Annotated in this window: 17 protein-coding genes and 2 pseudogenes; 4 read left to right on the top strand and 15 right to left on the bottom strand. The window is 63.8% G+C overall.

The features are described from left to right. Positions 1-14: 14 nt before the first annotated feature. The 4 genes from ntrC to glnA form a co-directional block, all read right to left on the bottom strand. Positions 15-1,514, bottom strand: a complete 1,500-nt coding sequence (gene ntrC, locus ACHMW6_RS05530; protein ID WP_395406146.1) for a nitrogen regulation protein NR(I) — start codon at positions 1,512-1,514, stop codon at positions 15-17. A 33-nt stretch (positions 1,515-1,547) separates the two neighbouring features. Continuing rightward, the gene (glnL, locus tag ACHMW6_RS05525) at positions 1,548-2,660 is read right to left on the bottom strand and encodes a nitrogen regulation protein NR(II) (RefSeq protein WP_395406145.1); all 1,113 of its coding nucleotides are present in this window, start codon (positions 2,658-2,660) and stop codon (positions 1,548-1,550) included. Continuing rightward, positions 2,657-3,148 (bottom strand): DUF4124 domain-containing protein, encoded by a 492-nt coding sequence (locus tag ACHMW6_RS05520; protein WP_395406144.1) that lies wholly within the window; start codon positions 3,146-3,148, stop codon positions 2,657-2,659. Before ACHMW6_RS05520 ends, glnL begins: the two co-directional genes overlap by 4 nt. Positions 3,149-3,413: 265 nt before the next feature. Beyond that, positions 3,414-4,829, bottom strand: coding sequence for a type I glutamate--ammonia ligase (glnA, locus tag ACHMW6_RS05515; RefSeq protein ID WP_395406143.1), 1,416 nt, complete (start codon positions 4,827-4,829; stop codon positions 3,414-3,416). A gap of 220 nt (positions 4,830-5,049) precedes the next feature. On the opposite strand from glnA, the gene ACHMW6_RS05510 reads away from it, so the two are divergent. Beyond that, a complete protein-coding gene (locus tag ACHMW6_RS05510; RefSeq protein WP_395406142.1) occupies positions 5,050-5,505 on the top strand; it encodes a rhodanese-like domain-containing protein in 456 nt (151 codons plus the stop codon). Positions 5,506-5,615: 110 nt separating this feature from the next. Here ACHMW6_RS05510 and ACHMW6_RS05505 read toward each other — a convergent pair whose 3' ends face one another. From ACHMW6_RS05505 to ACHMW6_RS05465, 9 genes and pseudogenes are all read right to left on the bottom strand, one after another. Then, the gene (locus tag ACHMW6_RS05505) at positions 5,616-7,118 is read right to left on the bottom strand and encodes a TonB-dependent receptor domain-containing protein (protein WP_395406141.1); all 1,503 of its coding nucleotides are present in this window, start codon (positions 7,116-7,118) and stop codon (positions 5,616-5,618) included. A 120-nt stretch (positions 7,119-7,238) separates the two neighbouring features. Further along, positions 7,239-8,105, bottom strand: a complete 867-nt coding sequence (locus tag ACHMW6_RS05500; RefSeq protein WP_395406140.1) for a TonB-dependent receptor plug domain-containing protein — start codon at positions 8,103-8,105, stop codon at positions 7,239-7,241. Between the two features lie 170 nt (positions 8,106-8,275). Beyond that, positions 8,276-9,601, bottom strand: a complete 1,326-nt coding sequence (locus ACHMW6_RS05495; protein ID WP_395408539.1) for a TAXI family TRAP transporter solute-binding subunit — start codon at positions 9,599-9,601, stop codon at positions 8,276-8,278. Positions 9,602-9,754: 153 nt separating this feature from the next. Further along, a pseudogene (locus tag ACHMW6_RS05490) lies at positions 9,755-12,924 on the bottom strand (transglycosylase domain-containing protein). 308 nt (positions 12,925-13,232) lie between these two features. Further along, a pseudogene (locus ACHMW6_RS05485) lies at positions 13,233-14,019 on the bottom strand (competence/damage-inducible protein A). A 9-nt stretch (positions 14,020-14,028) separates the two neighbouring features. Next, the gene (locus ACHMW6_RS05480; RefSeq protein WP_395406139.1) at positions 14,029-14,853 is read right to left on the bottom strand and encodes an EI24 domain-containing protein; all 825 of its coding nucleotides are present in this window, start codon (positions 14,851-14,853) and stop codon (positions 14,029-14,031) included. Further along, the gene (locus tag ACHMW6_RS05475; RefSeq protein ID WP_395406138.1) at positions 14,853-15,848 is read right to left on the bottom strand and encodes a sterol desaturase family protein; all 996 of its coding nucleotides are present in this window, start codon (positions 15,846-15,848) and stop codon (positions 14,853-14,855) included. The genes ACHMW6_RS05480 and ACHMW6_RS05475 overlap by 1 nt, the downstream gene beginning before the upstream one ends. Further along, positions 15,845-16,645: a polysaccharide deacetylase family protein gene (locus tag ACHMW6_RS05470; protein ID WP_395406137.1), complete on the bottom strand. Its 801-nt coding sequence runs from the start codon at positions 16,643-16,645 to the stop codon at positions 15,845-15,847. The genes ACHMW6_RS05475 and ACHMW6_RS05470 overlap by 4 nt, the downstream gene beginning before the upstream one ends. Before the next feature lie 4 nt (positions 16,646-16,649). Further along, the gene (locus ACHMW6_RS05465; protein ID WP_395406136.1) at positions 16,650-17,630 is read right to left on the bottom strand and encodes a cytochrome D1 domain-containing protein; all 981 of its coding nucleotides are present in this window, start codon (positions 17,628-17,630) and stop codon (positions 16,650-16,652) included. Positions 17,631-17,771: 141 nt separating this feature from the next. Between ACHMW6_RS05465 and ACHMW6_RS05460 the strand changes: the two genes are divergently transcribed. Next, complete coding sequence (locus tag ACHMW6_RS05460) at positions 17,772-18,128, top strand: FKBP-type peptidyl-prolyl cis-trans isomerase (protein WP_395406135.1); 357 nt, start codon at positions 17,772-17,774, stop codon at positions 18,126-18,128. A gap of 153 nt (positions 18,129-18,281) precedes the next feature. Here the strand turns inward: ACHMW6_RS05460 and ACHMW6_RS05455 are convergent, their stop codons facing one another. After that, a complete protein-coding gene (locus ACHMW6_RS05455; RefSeq protein WP_395406134.1) occupies positions 18,282-19,061 on the bottom strand; it encodes an anti-sigma factor family protein in 780 nt (259 codons plus the stop codon). Continuing rightward, on the bottom strand, positions 19,058-19,561 hold the full coding sequence (locus ACHMW6_RS05450; protein ID WP_395406133.1) for an RNA polymerase sigma factor: 504 nt from the start codon (positions 19,559-19,561) through the stop codon (positions 19,058-19,060). The genes ACHMW6_RS05455 and ACHMW6_RS05450 overlap by 4 nt, the downstream gene beginning before the upstream one ends. Before the next feature lie 140 nt (positions 19,562-19,701). On the opposite strand from ACHMW6_RS05450, the gene ACHMW6_RS05445 reads away from it, so the two are divergent. Together ACHMW6_RS05445 and ACHMW6_RS05440 are read left to right on the top strand one after the other, a co-directional pair. Then, positions 19,702-21,366 carry a S8 family serine peptidase gene (locus tag ACHMW6_RS05445; protein WP_395406132.1) on the top strand — a complete coding sequence of 555 codons (1,665 nt, stop codon included), beginning with the start codon at positions 19,702-19,704 and terminating at the stop codon, positions 21,364-21,366. Beyond that, positions 21,333-22,541 carry a hypothetical protein gene (locus ACHMW6_RS05440; RefSeq protein WP_395406131.1) on the top strand — a complete coding sequence of 403 codons (1,209 nt, stop codon included), beginning with the start codon at positions 21,333-21,335 and terminating at the stop codon, positions 22,539-22,541. The genes ACHMW6_RS05445 and ACHMW6_RS05440 overlap by 34 nt, the downstream gene beginning before the upstream one ends. The last annotated feature ends 45 nt before the right edge of the window (positions 22,542-22,586 follow it).

Genomic DNA, 22,586 nt, shown 5'->3' with positions numbered 1-22,586 from the left:
ACGTAAGGAAAGTCTCAGTCGTCTTTCGCGCCGTCGATGCCTAGTTCGGCAATCTTGCGTGTGATGGTGTTGCGGCCGATGCCGAGGCGAATTGCGGCATCGTTCTTGCGCCCATGCGTGTATTTAAGCGCAGTTCGAATCAAGGCAGACTCAAATTGCCGTCCGAGCACGGCCATGACTTCCTGCTGTCCGCTGGACAACATTCCAGCCGCCTGCAGTTCGAGCAGGCTGAGCCAACCGTCCGGTGAAGCGGGCATGCGCTGTTCCGGTGCAAGCACGACCGTGCCGTGATGCTGGGGCATCACGTGCTCGGCGGCGGCGACGGCCACGCTCGCAGTGCTCGCGAGCGACGGTGTTTCCTGGCCTTGGGTCAGCTCCAGCGGCAAGTCCTTCACTTCCACCGTCTGGCCGGGCGCCATCACGGTGATCCAGTTGCACAGGTTTTCCAGCTGGCGCACATTGCCCGGCAATTCCAGGCCCTGCAGGAAGGCCAGTGTGGCGTCGCTCATGCGCTTGGCTTCCACACCCAGCTGCTTGGCGCTCTGCACCAAAAAGTGGCGCACCAGAATGGGGATGTCTTCGCGGCGCTCCCTCAAACTGGGCAGGCGCAGGCGAATCACGTTCAGGCGGTGATACAAGTCTTCGCGGAACAGGCCGTCGCGTACGCGCTGTTCCAGGTTCTGGTGGGTGGCGGTAATAACGCGCACATTCGCCTTCAGCGGCTGGTGCCCGCCCACGCGATAAAAGTGGCCGTCGGACAGCACACGCAGCAGGCGCGTCTGCAGATCGAAGGGCATGTCGCCGATTTCATCGAGGAAGAGCGTACCGCCCTCGGCCTGCTCGAAACGGCCGCGGCGCGTGGTCTGGGCGCCGGTGAATGCGCCCCGTTCGTGACCGAAGAGCTCCGATTCCAGCAGATCCTTGGGTATCGCCGCCGTATTGATCGCGATGAAAGGCTGTGAAGCGCGCGGGCTGTGCTTGTGCAATGCGCGCGCGACCAGCTCCTTGCCGGTGCCGGATTCGCCCGTGATCAGCACGGTCACGTTCGATTGCGACAGGCGGCCGATGGCGCGGAACACTTCCTGCATCGCGGGCGCCTGGCCCAGGATTTCCGGCGTGTCGGCCGGGCCCGATTCCACGCTGGCTTCGCGCAGGCTTTCATCCAGCGCGCGGCGGATCAGCTCGACAGCCTTGTCGATATCGAAGGGCTTGGCCAGGTATTCGAAAGCGCCGCCCTGGAAGGCCGCAACGGCCGAATCAAGGTCGGAAAAGGCGGTGATGATAATGACCGGCAAGCCCGGGTGGCGTTCCTTGACGATCGAAAGCAGATCCAGGCCGGAATCGCCCGGCATGCGGATGTCGGACACCAGCACTTGCGGTGTCTCGCTGTCGAGTGCGGCGATCGCATCGCGCGCATTGGCAAAACTCCTGGTGGCGAGGTTCTCCCGCGCCAATGCTTTTTCCAGTACCCAGCGGATCGATTCGTCGTCGTCAACTATCCAGATTGGTTTCATGTAGCTGTGATTCTCCGCATATCACGCCCCGGCTTATGGCAGGGGCAACAAAATCCTGAAGTCCGTCATTCCGGGCCGGCTTTCGCACTCGATCACACCGAGGTGCTGCTGTACGAAAGTCTGGGCCAGGGTCAGGCCCAGTCCGCTGCCGCCATCGCGCCCCGAGACCAGGGGGTAGAAGATGCGGTCACGGATGGCCGGCGGAATGCCCGGTCCGTTGTCGATGATATGCAAATCTAATGCCAGGTTGTAACGTACTTTTGCCATTGTTACCTGGCGTGCTACGCGGGTCTTGAAAACAATCTCGGCATCGCCTTTTTCGATGCCGCTGGCCAGGGCCTGGGCCGCATTGTGGGCGATGTTGAGTACGGTCTGGATCAGCTGTTCCTTGTCGCCGCGGAACTCGGGCAAGGACGCGTCGTAATCGCGGTGGATCACCAGGCCGCTGGGGAACTCGGCCAGCATCAGGCTGCGCACGCGCTCCAGTACTTCATGGATGTTGACGTCGCCCACGATATGCGGGCGGCGGTGCGGCGCCAGCAGGCGGTCGACCAGGGTCTGCAAGCGGTCCGCTTCCTTGATGATGACCTGGGTGTATTCGCGCAGCTGGGTCAGGTGCAGCGGTGGCAGCTCCATTTCCAGCAGCTGGGCCGCGCCACGGATGCCGCCCAGCGGGTTCTTGATTTCATGGGCCAGGTTGCGTATCAGCTCCTTGTTGACCTGGCTCTGGTCCAGCAGGCGCTCTTCGCGGTCCTGCTTCATTTGCTGCACAATTTCGCGGAACTCGATCAGCACGGTGTCCGCCGGCTCATCGAGCGCGCTGGCGATCACGTGCACGTGCAGGGGTTCGCGCCCTGCCCGCTCCAGCACCAGCTCCTGGCGCACGTCCGAGAACTTGTGCTCGCGCGCCTGGGCCACGATGTGTTCGAGTTCGGCGGGATTGGTGAACTGGCTGCCCAGCTGCAGGCGCGCCAGCGCCTTCGCCGAACTTTCCAGCAGGTTTTCCGCTGCCGCATTGGCAAAGCTGATATGGCCCTGCCCGTCGACCATGACGACAGCCGAGGCCAACAGGTCGAGGCCGGCGAACGCCGGCGGCCGCGACATGGCGGCGGCCGCGCGCGCGGCGATATTGCTCACGATGCTCATTTGATGGTGGCGAGTTCTCGCTTCAACGCTTCCACATTCTGTTCGGAGCGGGCGATGCTGTCTTTCAGCGTGGCCACGCGGTCCAGGTACTTGGCATAGTTGCGCTCGTCGCCCCGGCGTTCCGGTTCGCCGTTATTGAATTCCTTGCGCAGCTCGGCCAGCTTCTTGGTTTCGGTGTTGAGCTCGTCGTTCAGGATGGCACGGCGGTCCGCATCGCGCGCTTTCTGCTCGGCGCTGTCCACGCGCGGGAAATTGCCCGACGACGCGGATGGCGCTGCCGGCGGCGGACGCAGGCGATTGCCCTCGCGGGGCGGCGCCGGAATCGACGGGTTCGGCAGGTCCAGCGGCTTGCAGTTGGCGCCCTTGCGGGTGTCGGTCAGCTCCTTGTGTCCGCTGGCATCAACGCACAGATAAATTTGCTGCGCCTGTGCCGCGCCACTCAGGGCAATCAGGGCCAGGCCCTGTAGTACGAGAGTGCGAGTGTTCATGCCCCGACTATACAACATCCGAAAAAAAACGCGAGGAAAGCAATGCTGCCTCGCGTTTTTTGTTATTGGCGTATCAAGCACGGCGGATCAATGATCCGCCCTACGCGCCGCAGGAATATTCCGTGTTTCGACGCGCCGCGGGACGGTTCCACATTTCGACGCGCCGCGGAATTATTGCGGCCATTGATACGCCGCGGAATACGCCCTGCGACGTTCGCACGCCGGGAAGCGTAGCGCGGATCATTGATCCGCCGGGTTCCGCCTATTACAGGGAGTAGTACATGTCGAATTCCACCGGATGGGTGGTCATGCGCATGCGGGTCACTTCCTGCATCTTCAGCTCGATGTAAGCATCGATCATGGTGTCGGTGAAGACGCCGCCGCGGGTCAGGAACTCGCGGTCCTTGTTCAGGTGATCCAGGGCTTCTTCCAGGGAAGCGCAGACGGTCGGGATCAGTGCATCTTCTTCCGGCGGCAGGTGGTACAGGTCTTTCGACGCTGCTTCACCCGGGTGGATCTTGTTCTGCACGCCGTCCAGGCCGGCCATCATCAGGGCGGCGAAGCACAGGTACGGGTTGGCCAGCGGGTCCGGGAAGCGGGTTTCGATACGGCGGCCCTTCGGATTTGCCACGTGCGGAATACGGATCGATGCGGAACGGTTACGAGCCGAGTATGCCAGCTTGACCGGAGCTTCGAAGCCAGGAACCAGACGCTTGTAGGAGTTGGTGCCCGGGTTGGTGATCGCGTTCAGCGCCTTGGCGTGCTTGATGATGCCGCCGATGTAGTACAGCGCGAAGTCGGACAGGCCGGCATAGCCGTCGCCTGCGAACAGGTTCTTGCCGTCTTTCCAGATCGACTGGTGCACGTGCATGCCGGAACCGTTGTCGCCAACGATAGGCTTAGGCATGAAGGTAGCGGTCTTGCCGTAGCTGTGGGCCACGTTCCATACCACGTACTTCAGGTTCTGGGTCCAGTCGGCGCGTTCCACCAGGGTGGAGAACTTGGTGCCGATTTCGTTCTGGCCTGCGCCGGCCACTTCGTGGTGGTGCACTTCAACCGGGATGCCCATCGATTCCAGGATCAGGCACATTTCGGAACGCATGTCCTGGAAGGAGTCGACCGGAGGAACCGGGAAGTAGCCGCCCTTGACGGTCGGACGGTGGCCGCTGTTGCCGCCTTCGATATCCTTGTCGGTGGACCAGGAAGCTTCGTCGGAGTCGATCTTGACCATCGCGCCGGACATGTCGATCTTCCACTTCACGGAGTCGAAGATGAAGAATTCTGGCTCAGGGCCGAAGTAGGCGGTGTCGCCCAGGCCGGAGGACTTCAGGTAGGCTTCAGCGCGCTTGGCGATGGAGCGCGGGTCACGGTCGTAGCCCTTGCCGTCCGACGGTTCGATCACGTCGCACTGCATGAACAGAGTGGTCTCTTCCATGAACGGATCGATGTTCGCAGTGTTCGGGTCCGGCAGCAGGATCATGTCCGAAGCTTCAATACCTTTCCAGCCAGCGATCGAAGAGCCGTCGAAAGCGTGACCCGACTCAAACTTGTCGATGTCGAAGTGGGAAACGGGCACGGTTACGTGCTGCTCCTTGCCACGGGTATCGGCGAAACGGAAGTCAACAAACTTGACTTCGTGATCTGCTACCATCTTCAGAACGTCTGCGGCGGTCATTGCCATTGCATATCTCCTAAGTGAAAAAACTGCCGCGCGCTAGGCTGCGGCAAAAGCTGGTGGTACATTAAGCAGAAATCGTGCCAAGTAAATCCCTACGGCTGAGCCAAAGATGTGCGCACCGCCGTGGTGCATACCTTTCATTTTGCACCTGAGTGGTGCGAAATTGCGCGATTAACTGAAAATGCATCATTGCGGTGCATGCCATGATAAAGGAAAACCAACCATGAGTTCCACCTCCGAAATTCTGGAGCGAGCACAGCAGCGCTCGCCCGGCGCTTATGCGGGCGCGGTCACGCCGCAGGAAGCGTTTGCGCTGATCCAGGGCGACCCGCGCGTGAAGCTGGTCGATGTGCGCACCAACGCCGAGCGCGACTGGGTCGGCCGCGTGAATATCCCGCAGGACCAGCATGTGGCTGTGCAGTGGAGCCTGTATCCGGGCGGGACGCCGAATCCGGATTTCGTGGCGCAGCTGACGGCGCAGGCAGACAAGGATGATGTGCTGTTGTTCCTGTGCCGCTCAGGGGTGCGGTCGAGGCACTCGGCCAAGCTGGCGACGGAAAATGGCTATGCGCAGTGCTATGACATCCTGGAGGGGTTTGAGGGGGATAAGGATGCGGAGGGGCACCGCAAGCAGGTGGGCGGGTGGTGCAGGCAGGGGTTGCCTTGGGTGGGGGCTTAAACCCAAGGCAGAAGCTGGTGGCTGGCACGATGTGCCAGCCACCTGGTCGGCGTCCGCGGCGTTGGACAAGTGTCTGGCACTTTAGTGCCGGACACTAGCTCTTCACGGTTTTACAGCGAGTAGCTCAGACGGGCATAAATAGAGCGCCCCGAACGTCCAAACGGCGAGTAGTTACCGAACGGTGCATTACCCGTCGTGTTCAGGTTAGCCGGATAGGCATCCGGATACTGATCGAACAGGTTCTCCGCGCCGACCGCCGCAGTCAGGTTGGACGTGATCTTGTAACGCCCTTCCAGATCCACCAGCGTTTTCGCGCTCAGCACGAAGTCCAGGTTGGCCGTGGTGCCAGGCTGCAGCACGGAGCCGTAGCGGGTGGCGCGCAGGGTGGCGCCCCATGGGCCCAGGGACCATTGGCCGCTGGCGGTGAACTTGGTCTTCGGCGTGCCGCGTTCGAAGGTCAGCACGTTGACGCGGTCAAACAGCACCGGCGCCGGATTCAGTGCCGCCAGCTGGGCGGTAACCGGAGTCTTCGTCACTTCCGTCTTGGTGTAGTTGCCTGCCAGGGTCAGATCGAACTTGCCCGCCTCGCCTGCATTCCACGGATAGTTGCCGACAACGTCCACACCGCGGGTCGTGGTGTTCACGCCGTTGATGAAGAAGCGGCCGCCGCCCACGCCGATGAAGCCCAGGCTGGTCAGGTAATTACGCACATTGGCCTGGGTCAGGTTCTCGGACAGCACGATGCGGTCGCGGATCTTGATCTGGAAGGCGTCGATCGTCAGGCTCGCCTTGCCCAGCTTGCTCACTGCGCCCAGCGAGAAGTTGGTGGACTTTTCCGCATCCAGCGGCTTCGCGCCCAGCGCCACCGCAGCCGCTGCGGTCGGCTTGAAGGTGGTGATGTCGAACGGTACGCCGTTGATGAAGTTGGTCGCGGTCGAGGTGAAGTTCTGCTGCTGCGGCGACGGTGCACGGAAACCGTTCTGCACCGAGCCGCGCAGCGCGAATTCCGGCGCGAAGTTGTAGCGGCCTGCCAGCTTGCCGGACCAGTTGTTGCCGAAGTCCGTATAGTGCTCGCCGCGCACGGCGAAGGAAGCCAGGAACTGCTTGGTCACGTTCGCTTCCAGGTCGGCATACACCGAGTAGGCGCGCCGGCTGGTATCGGATTCGTCCGCTGGACGGAAGCCCGGGAACACCTGCGCGCCGGACGGCGCCGGCGTGCCATTGGCCAGCAGCACGCCGCCATTGCGGTAGGAATCCGGCTCGCCGGCATTCAGCTGATAGCTTTCGTTCCGCGCTTCGGCGCCTACCGCCAGGTTCAGCGGCGAAGCCAGGCCCACTTCGAACTGGCGCACGGCCGACAGGTTGGCGGTGACCTGGTCATAGGCGAAGCCGCCGGCGTTGAACACGGTCTTGCTGGTCGGGCCGAGGGAGCGATTCAGCGTGTTCTCGATGCTGAAGTCCATCTTGTTCTTGCCATACACCAGGGACGCGTCGAAGTCCCACTCGCCCTGCGTCCAGGTCACGCCCAGCGCGGCGCTGTAATCCTTGACGGTCGGCGCGATGATCGGCAGGTAGCCGTTCGGGTAGATGCTGATGATGTTCTGGTCCTGCACCGCACGGCGAAGAAGCCGGCCGAACGCGCGTCGCGGTCCTGGTAGCTCGCCCAGCCATACAGCTTGGCGCCGCCACCCAGGCCGTAGCCGGCGTTGGCAAACACGGTGTTCTGCCTCATCTCAGGCTCGCCATACCAGGCATTGAAGCGGTCGATGGTCTTTTCGCGCGGATCGAACGCGCCGCTCACCAGTGGGTACTGGGCACGGGTGTCCCAGCCACTGCGCTCGGTGTGCTTCTGGTTCTTGTGCTCCAGCGCGAAGGTCAGGAAGCCGTCTTCGCCCAGCTCCAGGCCTTTCCAGACGCTGGCGGTGAAGATGCCGCCGTCGGTGCGCTTGCGCGAGTTGACGAGAGGTATCCCAGGTGGCGCCGGCCGGGCCCGGCACTGGCGAGAATTCGTATTCGGTATCGCGCTTGCCGTAGCTGATGGTGCCTTCGCCGCCCTTGCGGTCGTCGCGCAGGCGCACGTTGACCACGCCGGCGATAGCGTCCGAGCCGTATTGAGCGGAAGCGCCGTCGCGCAGCACTTCAATCGACTTCACCATCGCGGTGGGGATAGTGTTCATGTCGACGGCGGCGGAACCGCGGCCGATGGTGCCGTTCAGATTGACCAGCGAAGAAGTGTGGCGGCGCTTGGAGTTCACCAGCACCAGGGTCTGGTCAGGCGCGAGGCCGCGCAGGGTCGCCGGACGGATGGTGTCCGTGCCGTCAGCCAGGCCAGGACGCGGGAAGTTCAGCGATGGCAGCGCGACGGACAGCGCCTGGGTGATTTCCGGCACGCCGGAATTTTTCAGCGATTCGGCGCTGATCACGTCCACCGGCGCAGCCGTGTCCAGCACGGTGCGGTTGGAAACGCGGGTACCGGTCACGACCACGGTGCCGACGCTCTCTTCAGCCGGCGCGGGCTGGGTTTGCGCTACGGCCATGCCGGTAGCGAACAGCGAGGCAATGCTTACTGCAAGAACTTTTCTTGGTGCGGCAATACTCATGATTAACCCTTTGATGATTTGGTTCTGAAAGGACGATTGCTGTTTTCTATCCCTTGCAGCCTTTCTATTGAAGGCGTCCAAATATCATTGGGCTAAACAATATTCATAGTCAACAAAATTGCGTATGGTTTGGTTAATCTTCCTTTAGAAACAACACTCGAAACAACACTTTAAGTAGTTTCACGTACGTTCTTGATGCGCTGGCGCACGAAATTGATGTGGCTGCGCAAGCCATAAAACTCATCCGCAAACGACAGCGGCACGGACAGATGATTGACCCGCTCCTCGATCTCGTTCAGGCGCTGCAACTGTACCTCGCTGACTTCCTTGCGCCGGTCTTCCGGCGCATCATCCAGCGCCTGCTCCACCGTGCGCAACTGGCCGTACCAGCGGTAGACGCGCGACCGGATGCGCCATACGTACAGCGGCGGCACGATTTTCGACAGCGGCAGGATCAGCGCACCCAGCGTCAATACCAGCACCCACATGCGGTCGAAGAAGGTCGCCATCCAGAAGTTCATATAGCGCTGCAGGAAGGGCGGACCGTCCTTGTAGAACTTCATCGCTTCGCGCGCCACCGGGATTTCCGTATAGCGCGGAGAAGGGAACATGCCCTGCTGCTGAAACCACCCTGCCCCGCCGTGGATTTGCGCCGCCGCCTGCACGTACAGGTCGACCAGGGCCGGATGCAGGTCTTCCCGCGCCACCAGCGTCGCAGTCGGCGCGATCAGTTGGTAATCGCGCGACGGCAGGTCGCGGCCCAGGTCCACGATGCCGCGCGGGAGGATGACGTGGGTCAGGAATGGCAGGCGGCGCGTATAGGCCTCGGCCTGCGTGAAGTCGAACAGCCTGATGCCCGGCGTTTGCAGCAGCATCTGGATCAGGGGATCGTCCGGCGCGGCGGCGAATACCAGGCCGTCGATACGGCCTTCCAGCAATTCCACCGTGGCGGGCGTGTTTTCCAGGGTGCCGGCCTGCAGGTCGCCGACGGCGATGCCGTTCACGTCCAGCACCTGGCGGAACAGGCGCGGCACGCCGCTGCCTTCGGGGCCCAGGTTGATCTTCAGGCCTTTCAGTTGCGTCAGGTGGGAGATCTTCTTCACGTCGCGCGTGAACAGCCAGACCGGCTCGGTGAACAGGCTGCCCAGCGACATCAGGCCGCGCCGTTCCGCTTCCACTTCGTTGGTGGAACCGCTCTGGACGAAGGCGATGTCGATCGCGCCCTGGTTCAGGCGCTGCAGGTTGTCAGCCGACCCTTGCGAGCGTTTCAGCTCGACGGCAATGCCGTCCTTGCCCAGGGCGGCCTGGTAGCGCTTGCCGATGTTTTCGTAGGCGCTGTTTTCCTGGCCCGTGCCCAGCGTGACATGGCGCGGCGGATAGGGGTCGATGATCAGGTAGGCGGCGACCAGGGCGACGGCAATGCCGATGACGGTTGGCGTGGCGGTCGCGAACAGATCGCGCAGCGAGAAGCGCGTGAACGCAAGAATGCGGGACATGGTTTGACGGACGGGTTTCATGGGACGGTAGCTACCATCCCAAACCGTTAAAAGCTGGTGGCAGGCACTAAAGTGCCAGCCACCTGTTCGAAGTCCGTGGCCCCAAGCAGGTGGCTGGCACTTTAGTGCCTGCCACCAGGGTTTGATGTGGGTTTAAGGAGCGCCGCAGGCGCGCAACGGCGCGGCGGGCGCCGCAGCTGGGATAGCGCCAGCAACAGCAGCGGTCAGCACCGGCTGCACCGGCGGCGTCTTCGGCGGCGCCCCCGGCTCGATCAGCGGCATCAGCGAAGGCGCCAGCACCGTCAGCAGCTGCACAGGCAACGCCGAAGTGAAGTCATAGTTCTTCGAATCCGGGCCGTGCACATAAGCCGTCATGCTGCCGAAGAAGCGCTCGCCGATATTGAAGACGAAGGTCGCCGAACGGTTCACATAGCGCGACTCGATCAGGCGGCCGCCCGCTGCGTAGACATCGAAGCGCTGGTCGCCGGTACCGGTCTTGCCGCCCACAGGAATGATGCTGCCGTCGGCGCTGACGAAGGCCTGTTTCGCGCGCTTGGCCGTGCCGTCGGACACCACTTCGCGGATCGCATCGGCCACCACACGCGCCACCTCAGGCGACAGCACCTGCTCATTGGTGGTCGGCTTGCCGCGCGCGACCACCGTGTCATAAGGTGTATTGGCCGCGAAGTGCAGCGATTCGATGCGCTGCGTGGTCTTGCGCACGCCCCCGTTGACGATAATGCCCATCATCTCGGCCAGCGCCGCAGGACGGTCCGCCGAGGCGCCCAGCGTGGTCGCATAGGACGGCACCAGCGAATCGAAGGGATAACCCATCTTCTTCCACTGGCGGTGGATGCCCATGAAGGATTCCATTTCCAGCAGGCCGGCGATGCGCTTGTCCTGAGCATGCTTGCGGTGGGTCTTGAACAGCCACTGGTAGACCTCCTGGCGCTCCTTCTCGCTGGCCGCCACGATCTGCGTCAGCGTCGCATCCTGATGAGTGTGCAGGTAAGCCACCAGCCACAGTTCCAGCGGGTGCACGGCGGCCAGGTAGCCGCGGTCGGCCAGGTTCCACTTGTCGATCGCGTACTGGTCGTACATTTTCGCCAGGCGCTCATCCGGCACGTCGTTCTGCACGACCAGGTTGTCGTTGACGAATTTACTAAACCTGGCCAGGTCCGCTTCCGGGTGAATCGTACGGTGAATGGTGGCCAGGCGCACCGGCGTCGGGCGCACGGAATCCAGCAGCGTCTTATCCAGTTCGGAGGCCGCCTTGCCTTTATATTTCGAATAGAAGCGGTACAGGAATTCCTTGCCTTCCTTGTCTGCAAAGCGCGACAGGTAGGCGGCACGGCGCGGATCGTCGGCATCGGTGAGCAGGGTCTGCGAGGAGCCCGGCATCTGGAAGGAATACCACTTCACCACGTCGCGCATCAGGCGCACGAACACCAGGTTGGTGGAGCGGCGCAGCGCTTCGCGCACCGGCATGATACGGAAGTTGTCTTCCTTGCTGAAGTTGCCGAAGTAATGCAGCCCGCCACCGGTGAAGAAGCCCTCGCCCGGATTGCCCGAATACTTGCGGTCCATGGCTGCCAGCAGCATGGCGTTCAGGCTGCGCTTGTCGAGCGGCGTCGCCAGCAGGTATTCGATGGCCCAGGAGGTAAGGCGGTCGCGCTGGTCCACCTGCTGCTTTTTCAGCTCGGCGTTGTCCATCTGGCCGTATTTCTTGTACATCTGGTCCACGATGTCCAGATAGCTCACCAGTGTGCGCAGCTTGGCGGTCGAGCCCAGGTCCAGCTTGGCGCCTTCGTTGATGTCCAGCGGCTGGTCGAAGTTATCGGTCTGCACGCGCAGGAAGTTGGTGTCCTTGCCTTTTTCCAGCAGGGTGAAGCTGTACACCACATTGGCCGGGTCGCCATTGCCCAGCATGCCTTTGCCGGTCAGGCCAGCCTTCTCCGCGGTTTCCGCATCGCGCAGGTCGCGCAGCACGGCGGTCACGGCGCGCTGCGCATCCGCATCCAGGGTGCTGTTGACGGTCAGGTCCAGGCGGTCCAGGTTGTACATGCGGTTATCGCCCAGCAGGTTGGCCAGGTGCACGCGCACCGCGTTCGAAGCCTTTTTGGTCACATAGGACATCGGCGGCGCCGACTGCAGGCCATTGCCGCGCGCCGGATGCAGCTTTTCCTTCAGCGCCGCGTCGCGCAGCTGGGGCGTGATGATGCCGGCCGAGGCCAGCAGGCGCAGGTGGCTGTTGGCCAGCACTTCCAGGTCTTCGTCGCCCTCGCCCAGGTAGTAGCTGGGGCGGCGCTGCGCGATCAGCAGGCTCAGTGCTTCCTTGAAAGCCAGCGCGCTGCCCGGCTTGTCCATATTCCCGCCCAGCAGCAGGTTGACTTCATCAAAGTCGCGGCCATACCAGACCCACATGCCGTCGCCGATGCCATTCACTTCGCCGTAACCCAGCTTGGCCGACAGCGGCACGGTATTGAGGTAATCGACCACGATCTGGCGGCGCACCTTGGTGGTGTCCTCGCCGCCCTGGTAGGCGCGCAGCGTGGCGGATACCATCTGCTTCAGCTTGTCCTTCATCGAGCTGGTTCGGCCTTCCGGCGAGTGGCGGTATTTCTCGATCTGCGTCGCCAGCGTGGATCCGCCTGCCGCGCGGTGGCCGCCGGCGCCCACGGCGCTCAGCGATTTCTCGAAGACGGCCTTGCTCAGGCGGTCCCATTCCACGGCCGGGTTACGCTTCGGATAGGTGGTGTCCAGCAGCTCACGGTTCTCGATGAACAGCAGGCTTTGCACCAGCGCCAACGGGGTCTTGTCGAAACCGCCGTAGACGCGTTCCGGATAGCTGGCAGTAAACAACGGCTGCGCGCGCGGCAATCGTAGATAGTCAGGCCGGTGCGGGTCTTTTCGCGGTAGGTGGTGAACACACCCATGTCGGTCAGTTGCACCATCTTGGGCGAGAAGCGCGATTGCGACGTGATCTCGTAATCGCGGGTCTTCAGCTTGGCCAGGTAGTCCGGCATATTGGCGTAGCCGAGGCGCTCGTCGTAAGGGCTGTCATGCGGGTAGCGGATCGCCTGGCTGGGGCCGGGTTCGACACGCCAGGTCATCTTGTCCACCAATTGCGTGAAGTAGCGCGCCTGCATGTTCGAGGTGCGCACCTCGTTGACGGTCCAGTAGCCTAGCAGCGATAGCAGCACCAGCATGAGGATGATTAAGGCATCGCGCGAGCGCGAGCGCTTCTTGGGCTCCGACGGCGGCGGTGGCGCCGGCTGGGCGTGTGCGAGGTGGACGGTTTCCTGATCGTGGTGGGAAGGCATAGGTACGGGGCGCTTGCGACGTTTGCCACCATATCCGAGCGCTGCGGCGCCTGCACGCAATTTGCGCACAGTACGCACTACAACGCGGGGCCGGCGAAAACGTCGATTGCTTTGCATAGTGTTTAAACCGGTCAATCAAACTGCTGGTCCTGCATGATTACCATTGCACCACAACGGCAGCAACTGCACGGACCGTTGCACACTTATTTTGATCTATACGCAATTTTTTCGCAAAAAAACAACGTCACTTCCACTCTTATGTGAGCGAGGTTAACAATGCCTGTTAACACCATTGTCACATCGTGTCATTACAGGCGTGTGTATTCCACTTTCAGCTTATCCAATTCTGCGCACATCGCAGAAAAAGCTGACGCACACTGTGTCGGTTCGCCCTTCACGCCAAGCTCGATATGGCGACGCGTGCTGGCGTCGCCAACGCTGGGCAGGCTGAAGACCTTGATGCCCGGCCAGGCCGCTTCCAGCGCCAGCATCAGCGGCGTCAGCGAGGCTTCGGCAGCTTCGTAGGCAAGCACCGCATGTTCGGCGCGCGGTTCGCGATTGAACAACTCGGCGTAGTGCTTGTCCAGCACCCATTCGATCATCGGCCAGGCCATTACCGGGAAGCCGGGCACGAAGTAATGCCTGCCCACGTTGAAGCCGGGCACATTGTTGTAGGGGTTGGGGATCAGCGCGGCGCCTTGCGGGAACTCGGCCATCTGCAGGCGCTGCAGGTTTTCCGGCGCATCCAGGTCGGCCTCGTGGCCCGCTTCCTGCGCCACCTGGCGGATGCGCTGCTGGATGGCGGCCTTGCCGCCTTCATGCAGCATCAGCGGCAGTCCCAGCGCGGCAGCAGCGGCCTGGCGCGTGTGGTCGTCCCGGCGTGGCGCCGATGCCGCCGCAGCAAAACACGATATCGCCGCCGGCAAAGGTGCGTTTCAGCGTGGCCGTGATGCGTTCGCGGTCGTCACCGAGGAATTCGGCCCAGCCCAGCTGCAGGCCGCGCGCGGCCAGCAGCTGCACGACTTTGGGGAAATGCTGGTCTACACGCTTGCCGGACAGGATTTCGTCGCCGATGATGATCAGTCCGATGGCCATGATTGCACCTTATTGGGTTGGTATGTTCGCCTCGAATTTTGCATGGCGCAGCTGCGCCAGCGCCTCGAGACAATAATACTCAAACCACAGGCCGGTGAAGATAAATATCAGGACGTAGATCCAGATGGACGCGGCCAGCATGAAGGGGAAGAAGGCGATGGCCGCCGCCGCACCGCCAACCCAGGCCAGCGCGGGCAGCGAACCGGCCATGCCGGACACCACGCCGATCGCCAGCAGCGACCAGCGCCGTTCGTGCTGCAGCGTTGCCAGCTCTTCGGCGCTGGCATAATCGGCCAGCGCGTCATAGCTGATCACGCGGCTGGTGAGCCAGCCCCACAGCACCACGGTGGCGGCGCCGGCGAGCGGCGGGAAGATATACAGCGGCAGGATGCACAGCCAGCACACCAGGAAGACGGCAAAGGCGCCCAGCGCCTTGAAGGCGCTGCCGAGCAGCGAGCCGCCGCGTTTTTTCTCCAGCTGCGGGAAATGGCGCCCGCCCACGTGGCGCACCACGAAAGGCATGGCGGCCACGCCAACGAACAGCACGGCGGTGATGATCATCAGGGGCAGCAGCAGGAGCAGCGCGAACAGCGGCACCACCACGGTGCGCAGGCCATCGAGTCCGAGGCCCTGCAACCATTCGCCGGTGACGCGGAAGATTTCGTAGTCGACGAACTGGGCATGCAGCCAGTCCACCAGCGGCTGCAGGCCTACATACAGCAGCAGCGCCCACAGCGCCGTCGAAAGCAGGAAGGGCGCAATACTCAGCAATAGCATCTTGCCGTGGAACTGCGACAGCAGCGCGCGCCCGTAGGCGTTCAGGACCGCGCCCATCAGACCGACTTCCTTCCGGCGAATTCCACCATGCGTTTCAGTCCCAGCCACTGCTGGGCCCAGAAACCGCGGCCGTAATTGCGGCCGGGGATGGTGCTGCCGTCCGGCGCGGTCTGCGGCAACTGGTCGCGCACGCCGGTGCGCTGGAAGCGCGGCGTGAAGTTGGCGGTGCCGAAGAGGATGTCCCAGACCGGCAGCAGCACGCCGAAATTGCAGCCGCCCAGGGTGCCCTGCCCTTGCGATTCATGGCCGACGCCGATCGCATGGTGCATGCGGTGGAAGCGCGGCGAAACGAGCAGGCGCTCGCCGATGGCGCCGAAATGGATGCGCACATTGGCGTGCTGCAGGCTTTGCAGAATGCGCGACAGCGAAACCAGCAGCACATATTGCGCAGGCTGCACGCCGATCGCGATGGCGACCAGGCCCATGACGGTGTCGCGCAGCAGGTCGTCCAGCACGTGGTTGCGGTCGTCGCTCCACAGGTTCATGTTTTCCTGGCTGTGGTGCAGGCTGTGCAAGCCCCACCACCAGTTGAAATGATGCTGGGCACGATGGAACCAGTAATCGACGAAATCGATGACGACCAGGTAGATGACGAAGCTGGTGAGCGGGTTCATGTCCGGCACCAGGTTTTCCAGGTTGAACGGGCGTAGCCCATCCATGCGCAGGTGGGCCACCACCAGGTCCAGCAGCGGATCAAGGGTGAAGAAGATCAGCACCGGGAATACGCCGATGCGCTGCAGGATGGTGTAGACGAAATCGTTCCAGCGCGCGCGCTTGTCGGTGAACTGGTGCACCGGGATCATCGATTCCAGGGGACGCAGCACAAGGAAGATCAGCAGCAGTTCGCACAGGCCGATCAGCAGCCATTCCGTGCCCTCGAACGCTTCCTCGGTGATGTCGCCGATGCCGGCGTAGTAGATGAAAGGCTGGATCACCGTTTCGAACAGCCAGCCTTGCGCCTGGCCCAGCCAGTCTGCCAAAAGTTGAATCATTGCTTGATTAAATAGTCAGGATGTTCGCGCATCGTCGCGAAGCAGAAACCTTTCTGCTTCAGGCCCATGATCAGCGGCTCCAGGTTGGCCGGGGCCCAGGGGTCTTTGCGCGACCAGATGCCCATGTGGGCCATGAAGATGTCGCCATCGCGCAGACCGTCCAGCGCCCGCTTTAACAATACCGCATTCGGGAACGCTTCGCTGGACAGCTCGTCGCCCGAGAAGCCGGCCTTGGCCCAGGCCACGTGGGCGTAGCCACAGCTCTTGCCGGCGGCCAGCGTGCGCGGCGAAACCTTGCCACCGGGGGCGCGCCAGATCGGGTCGAGATGATGGCCCGTCAGTTCCTGGAAGCGCTTGTCGCTGCGGCGGATTTCCTCGCAATACTGCTGAGTCGTCCATTCCTCCGTCCTGCCGGCGTGGGCGCCGAACTGCGGCTTGACGGCGATCTTGCCGGCCGCGGCATCACGTAGGTAATACACGTGGTCGAAGGTGTGGGAACCGAAGGCGTGGCCCTCTGCCACGCGCGCTTTCCAGAAATCGGACCAGGAGCGGTCCAGCGAATAATCGCCGCGTACGGTTTTCTCGTTCGCCAGGAAGAAAGTGGCGCGGACGTTCTGGCGCTTGAGAACGTCGCCAATCAGCTCCGCCTGGGACTGGCTGCCGGTGTCGAAAGTGAGGTAAATCGTGCCCTGGCAGGCCTGCGCGACGGACGTGCCGCCGGCCGCCGCAGCCAGGGGCGCGGTGCCCACGCCGGCCAGCGCGGCCGACGCGGCGAGGCAGAAGGCGAGCTGCTTCATTTCTTTACATGCGCGCCGAAGAGTTGGCGAAGAAGACGCCGTGCGGCGAGCGGCCGACCGGGATCATCTTGATCACTTTGCGGCTCGGCAGGTCGATCACGGCCACTTTCTTGATCCAGCGCAGGGTCACCCACATGGTCTTGCCGTCGTCGGTGATTTCCATGCAATCCGGGCCGCCCGGCACGTTGATGGTGCCGACATTTTCCAGCGTTTTCTGGTCGATGATGTTTATCGTGTTCGATACGCGGTTCGACACATAAGTCAGGCGGTTGTCGCCCTGGGCGCGGAAATTGTGGGTGCCGGCGCCGGCCTTGATCTGCTTGACCGACTTGGCGGTACGCCAGTCGACCACTTCCACGTAGTCGCTGCCCATGATGCCGATCAGCAGATATTTGTCGTCCGGGGTCATGGTAATGCCGGCCGGCAGCTTGCCGACCGGGATGGTCCACTTTTCCGTCTGGGTTTTCAAGTCGATGGCGCTGACCTGGTCGCTGCCCTGGCGGGTGATGAAAGCGGTGGTGCTCTTGGCGTCAAAAGCGATATGGCTGGGCAGCTTGGGCATCGGCAGGCGCTTGGACAGCTTGAAGTCCTTGCCGTCGTAGCTGTAGATGTCGACGCGGTCGAGGCGCAGCGAGGTCACGACGAACCATTTCTGATCCGGCGAGAAACCGATCTGGTAGGGATCGAGGATATCCTTGATATGCTTTTGTACCTGGCCCGATTTCGGATCCAGGAACACGAGCTCATTGCCGACCGAACTGGCGACGATCAGGGACTTGTTGTCCGGCGTGGGCATCAGGTGGTGCGGCTCTTTGCCGACAGGGAAAGTCTGGAGGCTCTTATAGGTAGCCTGGTCCAGCAGCTGGACGGTTGCATCGCGCGAGTTAAGCACTACGACGACGTTGGCTTGTGCAGCCTGGAAGCTTGCCAGTAAAGGGATTGCAGCGGCGAGGGAAAGGGCGGCGCGACGGATACTGCGGAACATGTAAGGCTCGCTAGGAGAAGCAAATGCCCCTATTTTAAGGTGAAACATGGTTCCCATAGTTAATACCGACCAGTTTTAAGGGACATTTAAGCTACAATCTCCGCCCAGCTTCACCATATTTGATAAGGAAAAGGAAAAATCATGGCGATTGTTACTACTCCATCCGGCCTGCAGTACGACGACATCAAGGTCGGCGACGGCGCCGAGGCCAAGGCCGGCCAGAACGTGACCGTTCACTACACCGGCTGGCTGCGCAATGATGACGGCAGCAAGGGTGCGAAATTCGATTCGAGCAAGGACCGCAACGATCCGTTCGAGTTCGCGCTGGGCGCGGGCATGGTGATCCGCGGCTGGGACGAAGGCGTGCAGGGCATGAAGGTTGGCGGTACCCGCCAGCTGATCATTCCGGCTGACCTGGGCTATGGCGCGCGCGGCGCGGGCGGCGTGATTCCGCCGAATGCGACGCTGATTTTTGATGTGGAGTTGCTGGGCGTTTAATACGCCTCGGGCGGGATCATACACGGCGGATCAATGATCCGCCCTACGCGCCTTGGCTGACCGAATGGCCCCGCAGGGGCTGTAGGGCGGATCATTGATCCGCCGAATGCGGACACGCGGCCCTGAACGCTGGCCTGCGGCGTGTCCCATTGATTACCGTTGCCATCCTTTCTGGATGGCTTCCGTTTCGCCCTTGCCATCGAGGGCCGGCCCGCTGATGCGCTGGTCGATCGCTTCCAGGATCGGCGTCGGCATTTCGGCGGCGGCGAGGCGGTAAGGTCCCTGCGCGGGTGCGCGGTTGTTTTGCACCAGCATGGGAATGCGCCACTCGGCTCCGGCCTTGCAGGCCAGTCCGGCCAGTTCCTGGCCGCCATTCCCCGTGATGAAACTGCGGCAATAGCCGCCGTCCTGGGCGACAAAGCTCAGGCCGATCTTGACCGGCCCCGTGGCGCCGGCGCTGGTCAGTTGCTGGTCCAGCGCGGCGAGCAGGCGGCCCTGCGCAGTCAGGCTGCCATCGCGGCTGGCGATGGTGTCGCCGGCGCGCGTATTTTCCATTTGCCAGGCCGACAGGCCGAATTTACCTGCCAGCACGCCAACCACCAGCATGGCGGCGAGCGCACCCCACTCCGGCCACGACCAGCGGCGTTTTTGCTGCGCCTTGCGCGCCGCCTGCGCCTCGGCCTCGCGCTTGGCGCGCACCGAATCGAGGCTGACCACCGTGGCCTGGCGCAGCGGACGCACCAGGCGCGGCGGCACCGCCTCTTCCGCCACCGGCGCGTAGGCCGCAAACACGTCGCTGCGCATCGCCTTGTGCTGCGCCACGCGGCGCGCCAGGCTGGCGTCCTTGCGCATGGCTTCCTCCACCGCGCGGCGGGTCGCTTCATCCAGCTCGCCGTCGGCATAGGCCATCAGGATTTCGTCGGAAAAACTCATGTTACGGTCCTCGCTTGATCCGATAATAACTCCTGCAGAGCCGCCCGTGCGCGCGCAAGCCGGCTGGTCAGGGTGCCGATCGGGATTTCCAGAACTTCGGCTGCTTCTTTATAGGGTAGACCATCGACCAGCACCAGGCCGACCACCAGCCGGTGCTCGTCGCTCAGCAGGCTGACGGCCTTCTGCACCGCCAGGCGCTGCTGGTGCGCTTCGGCGTGATCGTCGCCCACGTGCTCGCCCTCCTCCTCCGGCGCGAACAATTGCTCGCGGCGTGAGCGGGCACGCACTTCGTCGATCCACGCGTTCTTGATGATGCGGAACAGCCAGCTGTCCAGGCGGGTGCCCGCCTGCCACTGGCGGCTGTGCAGGATAGCCCGCTCCACGGCCAGTTGGACCAGGTCGTCCGCATCCTCGCGGTTCCAGGTGACGGTGCGGGCAAAGCGCCGCAGGCGCGGCAGCAATGCCGCGATCGCCTCGTGCAGTGCGGTCGTGTCGTCCATGCTTCTATAACGATGCAGCGAGGGATTTTCTTCCCTGTTCCGATCGTTGTTACAGATAAGATCTCGATTCCTTATATTATCATTCGCCCATGCTCTGCTTGCGTCCCTTTCATATCGTGTTGCGTTCCTGCTGCCTCGGCATGCTGCTGGCGGCTTCTCCGGCCTTCGCGCAGTTGCAATTGCCCGGTTTGCCGGGCGGCGGCGGCCTGGGTCTGCCGGGCCGGATCGGCCTGCCCGACGCCGGCCAGCTGCGCGAGCGCCTGCTGAATACCTCCGAACTGGCCGATCGCATCCGCCTCGACCAGTTGCGCCTGACGCAGGCAGCCGAACTGCTGCGCCGCTACCCGGCGGCGCTGGAAGCCGATCCGCACGGATTTCCTGCGGTGCGGCGCAGCATTATCGCGTGGTCGCCCTCCCCTGCCGGCCTCGCCGCCGCCCGCGCCGCCGGCCTGACGCTGGTTTCCGAGCAGCGCCTGGCGGAACTGGATCAGGCGGTCGTGACTTTTCATGTACCGGAAAGCGTTTCCACCGCCGATGCGCTGACGGCACTGCGGGCAGCCGATCCCGACGGCGTTTATGACTTCGATCATATATATACAGGCAGCGGAGCGGCTGGCGCCGGCGCGGATGCCGGGCGCGCGGACCGCGGCGGCGGCGCGGGCAGTCCGGCGGGCCCGGTGCGGGTCGGTCTGGTCGACAGCGGCGTGGAGTCCGGCCACGCCGTTTTCGCCGACGCCACGATCCGGCGCTGGGGGTGCGACGGCAAGGAAGTCGCGGCCGCGCACGGCACGGCGGTTGCGGCGCTGATGGTCGGGCGCTCCGACCGCTTCAGCGGGGTGGCGCCGGGTGGTGGGCTGTACGCAGCCGACATCTACTGCGACCAGCCGACAGGCGGCGCAGCGTCCCTGATCGCCGGCGCGCTGGCCTGGCTGGCGCGCGAGCAGGTCGGCGTGATCAATCTGAGCCTGGTCGGGCCGCCCAATCAGCTGCTTGAGCGGGCGGTGAGCGGCATGATCAAGCGCGGACATCTGCTGGTGGCAGCGGTCGGCAACGACGGTCCGGCCGCGCCGCCGCTTTATCCGGCCAGCTATCCGGGTGTGGTGGGCGTGACGGGCGTCGATGCGCGCCGCCGTCCGCTGCCCGAGGCGGCACGCGGGCCGCAGGTGATGTTCGCGGCGCCGGGCAGCCAGATGGTCACGGCGGCTGTCGGCGCGCCGCCATACCGGTCCGTGCGCGGGACTTCCTTTGCCTCTCCAATTGTGGCGGCTTTGCTGGCAGGCTCGCTGCCGCGTCCCGATCCGGCGGGCGCACGCGCGGCGATCGGTCGGCTGGCGGGCATGGCAGGCAACCCGGACATGCGCGGACAGCTCCAATGCGACCGGCTACGGCGTGGTCGGCGAATCCTTCCGCGCGGAGCCTTCCGCCTTCCGCTGAAAATTATTTTCGCGGGGATGGAAGAAATCGGGATTCCCCATCGTTCTCCTAGTAACAGCAGCGAATTCGTCGCTGCGCTCAATCAGGAGAACGCATATGAATACCTTCAAGAACACCGTCCGCACCGCTATTTTCCTCGCCTTTGGCGCTGCTTCTGCCGCTCACGCGGCGGGACAACTGGGCGGTGTGCTGGGCGGCGGCGGCTTTGGCGGCGGCGGTTTCGGCGGCGGATTCGGGTCCATCGGCGGGCAGATCGGCGGGTCGCTGAGCGCAGCGGGGTCGCTGCCGGTTCGCGATTCCGTTCGCGCCGGGCGCGACGCTGCTTCTTCGGCGCGCGATGCCGCCACCGCTGCGCAGGGCCGCGCCGCTGACGCCGCATCTACCGCCCGCGGCGCCGCTGCAGTGGCCGGCGAGGCGGCCGGCAGCGCTTCCGGCACCGCCTCTGGTGCCGCCTCCGGCGCGCAAGGCAGCCTGTCCGGCGCCGCTTCCGGCGCCGCGTCGAACGCCTCCGGCCAGGCTTCCGGCGCTGCCGCAGGCGCTGCATCGGGGCACGCCGGGCACGCTGGCGGGCGCAGCGTCTGGCCAAGCGTCCGGCGCAGCATCGCGCGCTGATTCAGGCGCGTCAGGCCTGCTCGCGGGCGGTGCATCCAGCCACGCGGCCGGCGCGGCGGCAGGTGCAGCGTCCGGCACGCCGGGCACGCTGGCGGGCGCTGCGTCGGGTCAGGCGTCTGGAGCGGCATCGCGTGGCGCCACTGGCGCAACGGGGAACCTGGCATCGGACGTGGCGTCAAGCGCGCAAGGCATGGCGGCGGGAGCAGTATCGGGACACGCGGCCGGTGCGACGTCAAGCCAACCATCGGGTGCAGCAGGAGGCGCAGTAGCCGGCGCGGTATCGGGCGCGGCCTCGCGCTCGACTGGCGACGCGCGGGACGTCGCGGGCAACAGCGGCGCAGCGGCCGGCGGCGCTCGCAACGCAAGCGGCAGCATCCTGGGTGACGCCCGTGGTGCTGCGGCCAGCGCCTTGAACGGTGCACGCGGAAGTTCGGCGGAAGCGAACGGCTCTGGAAACGGCGGCATTGCCGGCGCCCTCAACGGCGCACGCGCTGCAACAGCGGCGGATACGAACGGCGCAGCAAAAGCATCGCGCAATCCGGGTTCGTCCCCAAGCAGCACTCCAGCCGGCAGCGCGCACGGCGCGTTGGCCGGCGCCGGCCACACTAGCGGACGCGCAAAAGGCGACAATCACGGGGCTGCTCGCGGCAATGGCAACGGCAATGGCAACAGCACCGGCAACGCAACACGCAGCGCACAAGCCGGCGGCCGCGGAAACGCCGCTGCGAACGGCAGCGGTGGCGCCAACGCGGGCGTGCATCGCAACGCACAAGCCGCGCAAGGCGGCGCGCAGTCCGGCGCAAATAGCGGAGCGAATGGCGGCGCACAAGGCTCCGCGCCGCGCGGCCTGAACGCATCGCTGAACGCCAGCGCCAGCGCAAACGCAAGCACCAGCGCAGGCGCCAACAACGCCAACGCTGCAGCGCAAAATTGAGTCAAGGTGCGCGAGGCCGTGCACCATGATCGGGCGCTAGCGCCT

Origin of the sequence: Pseudoduganella sp. UC29_106 (genome assembly GCF_044055365.1) — a bacterium.
GTDB lineage: Bacteria > Pseudomonadota > Gammaproteobacteria > Burkholderiales > Burkholderiaceae_D > Rugamonas.
This window is presented reverse-complemented; position numbering and strand designations above follow the sequence as displayed.

Excerpts from the sequence above, each read along its gene's own strand:
- ntrC (WP_395406146.1), bottom strand. The coding sequence starts at position 1,514 with ATGAAACCAATCTGGATAGTTGACGACGACGAATCGATCCGCTGGGTA.
- glnL (WP_395406145.1), bottom strand. The coding sequence starts at position 2,660 with ATGAGCATCGTGAGCAATATCGCCGCGCGCGCGGCCGCCGCCATGTCG.
- ACHMW6_RS05520 (WP_395406144.1), bottom strand. The coding sequence starts at position 3,148 with ATGAACACTCGCACTCTCGTACTACAGGGCCTGGCCCTGATTGCCCTG.
- glnA (WP_395406143.1), bottom strand. The coding sequence starts at position 4,829 with ATGGCAATGACCGCCGCAGACGTTCTGAAGATGGTAGCAGATCACGAA.
- ACHMW6_RS05510 (WP_395406142.1), top strand. The coding sequence starts at position 5,050 with ATGAGTTCCACCTCCGAAATTCTGGAGCGAGCACAGCAGCGCTCGCCC.
- ACHMW6_RS05500 (WP_395406140.1), bottom strand. The coding sequence starts at position 8,105 with ATGAGTATTGCCGCACCAAGAAAAGTTCTTGCAGTAAGCATTGCCTCG.
- ACHMW6_RS05495 (WP_395408539.1), bottom strand. The coding sequence starts at position 9,601 with ATGTCCCGCATTCTTGCGTTCACGCGCTTCTCGCTGCGCGATCTGTTC.
- ACHMW6_RS05480 (WP_395406139.1), bottom strand. The coding sequence starts at position 14,853 with ATGGGCGCGGTCCTGAACGCCTACGGGCGCGCGCTGCTGTCGCAGTTC.
- ACHMW6_RS05475 (WP_395406138.1), bottom strand. The coding sequence starts at position 15,848 with ATGATTCAACTTTTGGCAGACTGGCTGGGCCAGGCGCAAGGCTGGCTG.
- ACHMW6_RS05470 (WP_395406137.1), bottom strand. The coding sequence starts at position 16,645 with ATGAAGCAGCTCGCCTTCTGCCTCGCCGCGTCGGCCGCGCTGGCCGGC.
- ACHMW6_RS05465 (WP_395406136.1), bottom strand. The coding sequence starts at position 17,630 with ATGTTCCGCAGTATCCGTCGCGCCGCCCTTTCCCTCGCCGCTGCAATC.
- ACHMW6_RS05460 (WP_395406135.1), top strand. The coding sequence starts at position 17,772 with ATGGCGATTGTTACTACTCCATCCGGCCTGCAGTACGACGACATCAAG.
- ACHMW6_RS05455 (WP_395406134.1), bottom strand. The coding sequence starts at position 19,061 with ATGAGTTTTTCCGACGAAATCCTGATGGCCTATGCCGACGGCGAGCTG.
- ACHMW6_RS05450 (WP_395406133.1), bottom strand. The coding sequence starts at position 19,561 with ATGGACGACACGACCGCACTGCACGAGGCGATCGCGGCATTGCTGCCG.
- ACHMW6_RS05445 (WP_395406132.1), top strand. The coding sequence starts at position 19,702 with ATGCTGCTGGCGGCTTCTCCGGCCTTCGCGCAGTTGCAATTGCCCGGT.
- ACHMW6_RS05440 (WP_395406131.1), top strand. The coding sequence starts at position 21,333 with ATGCCGCCACCGCTGCGCAGGGCCGCGCCGCTGACGCCGCATCTACCG.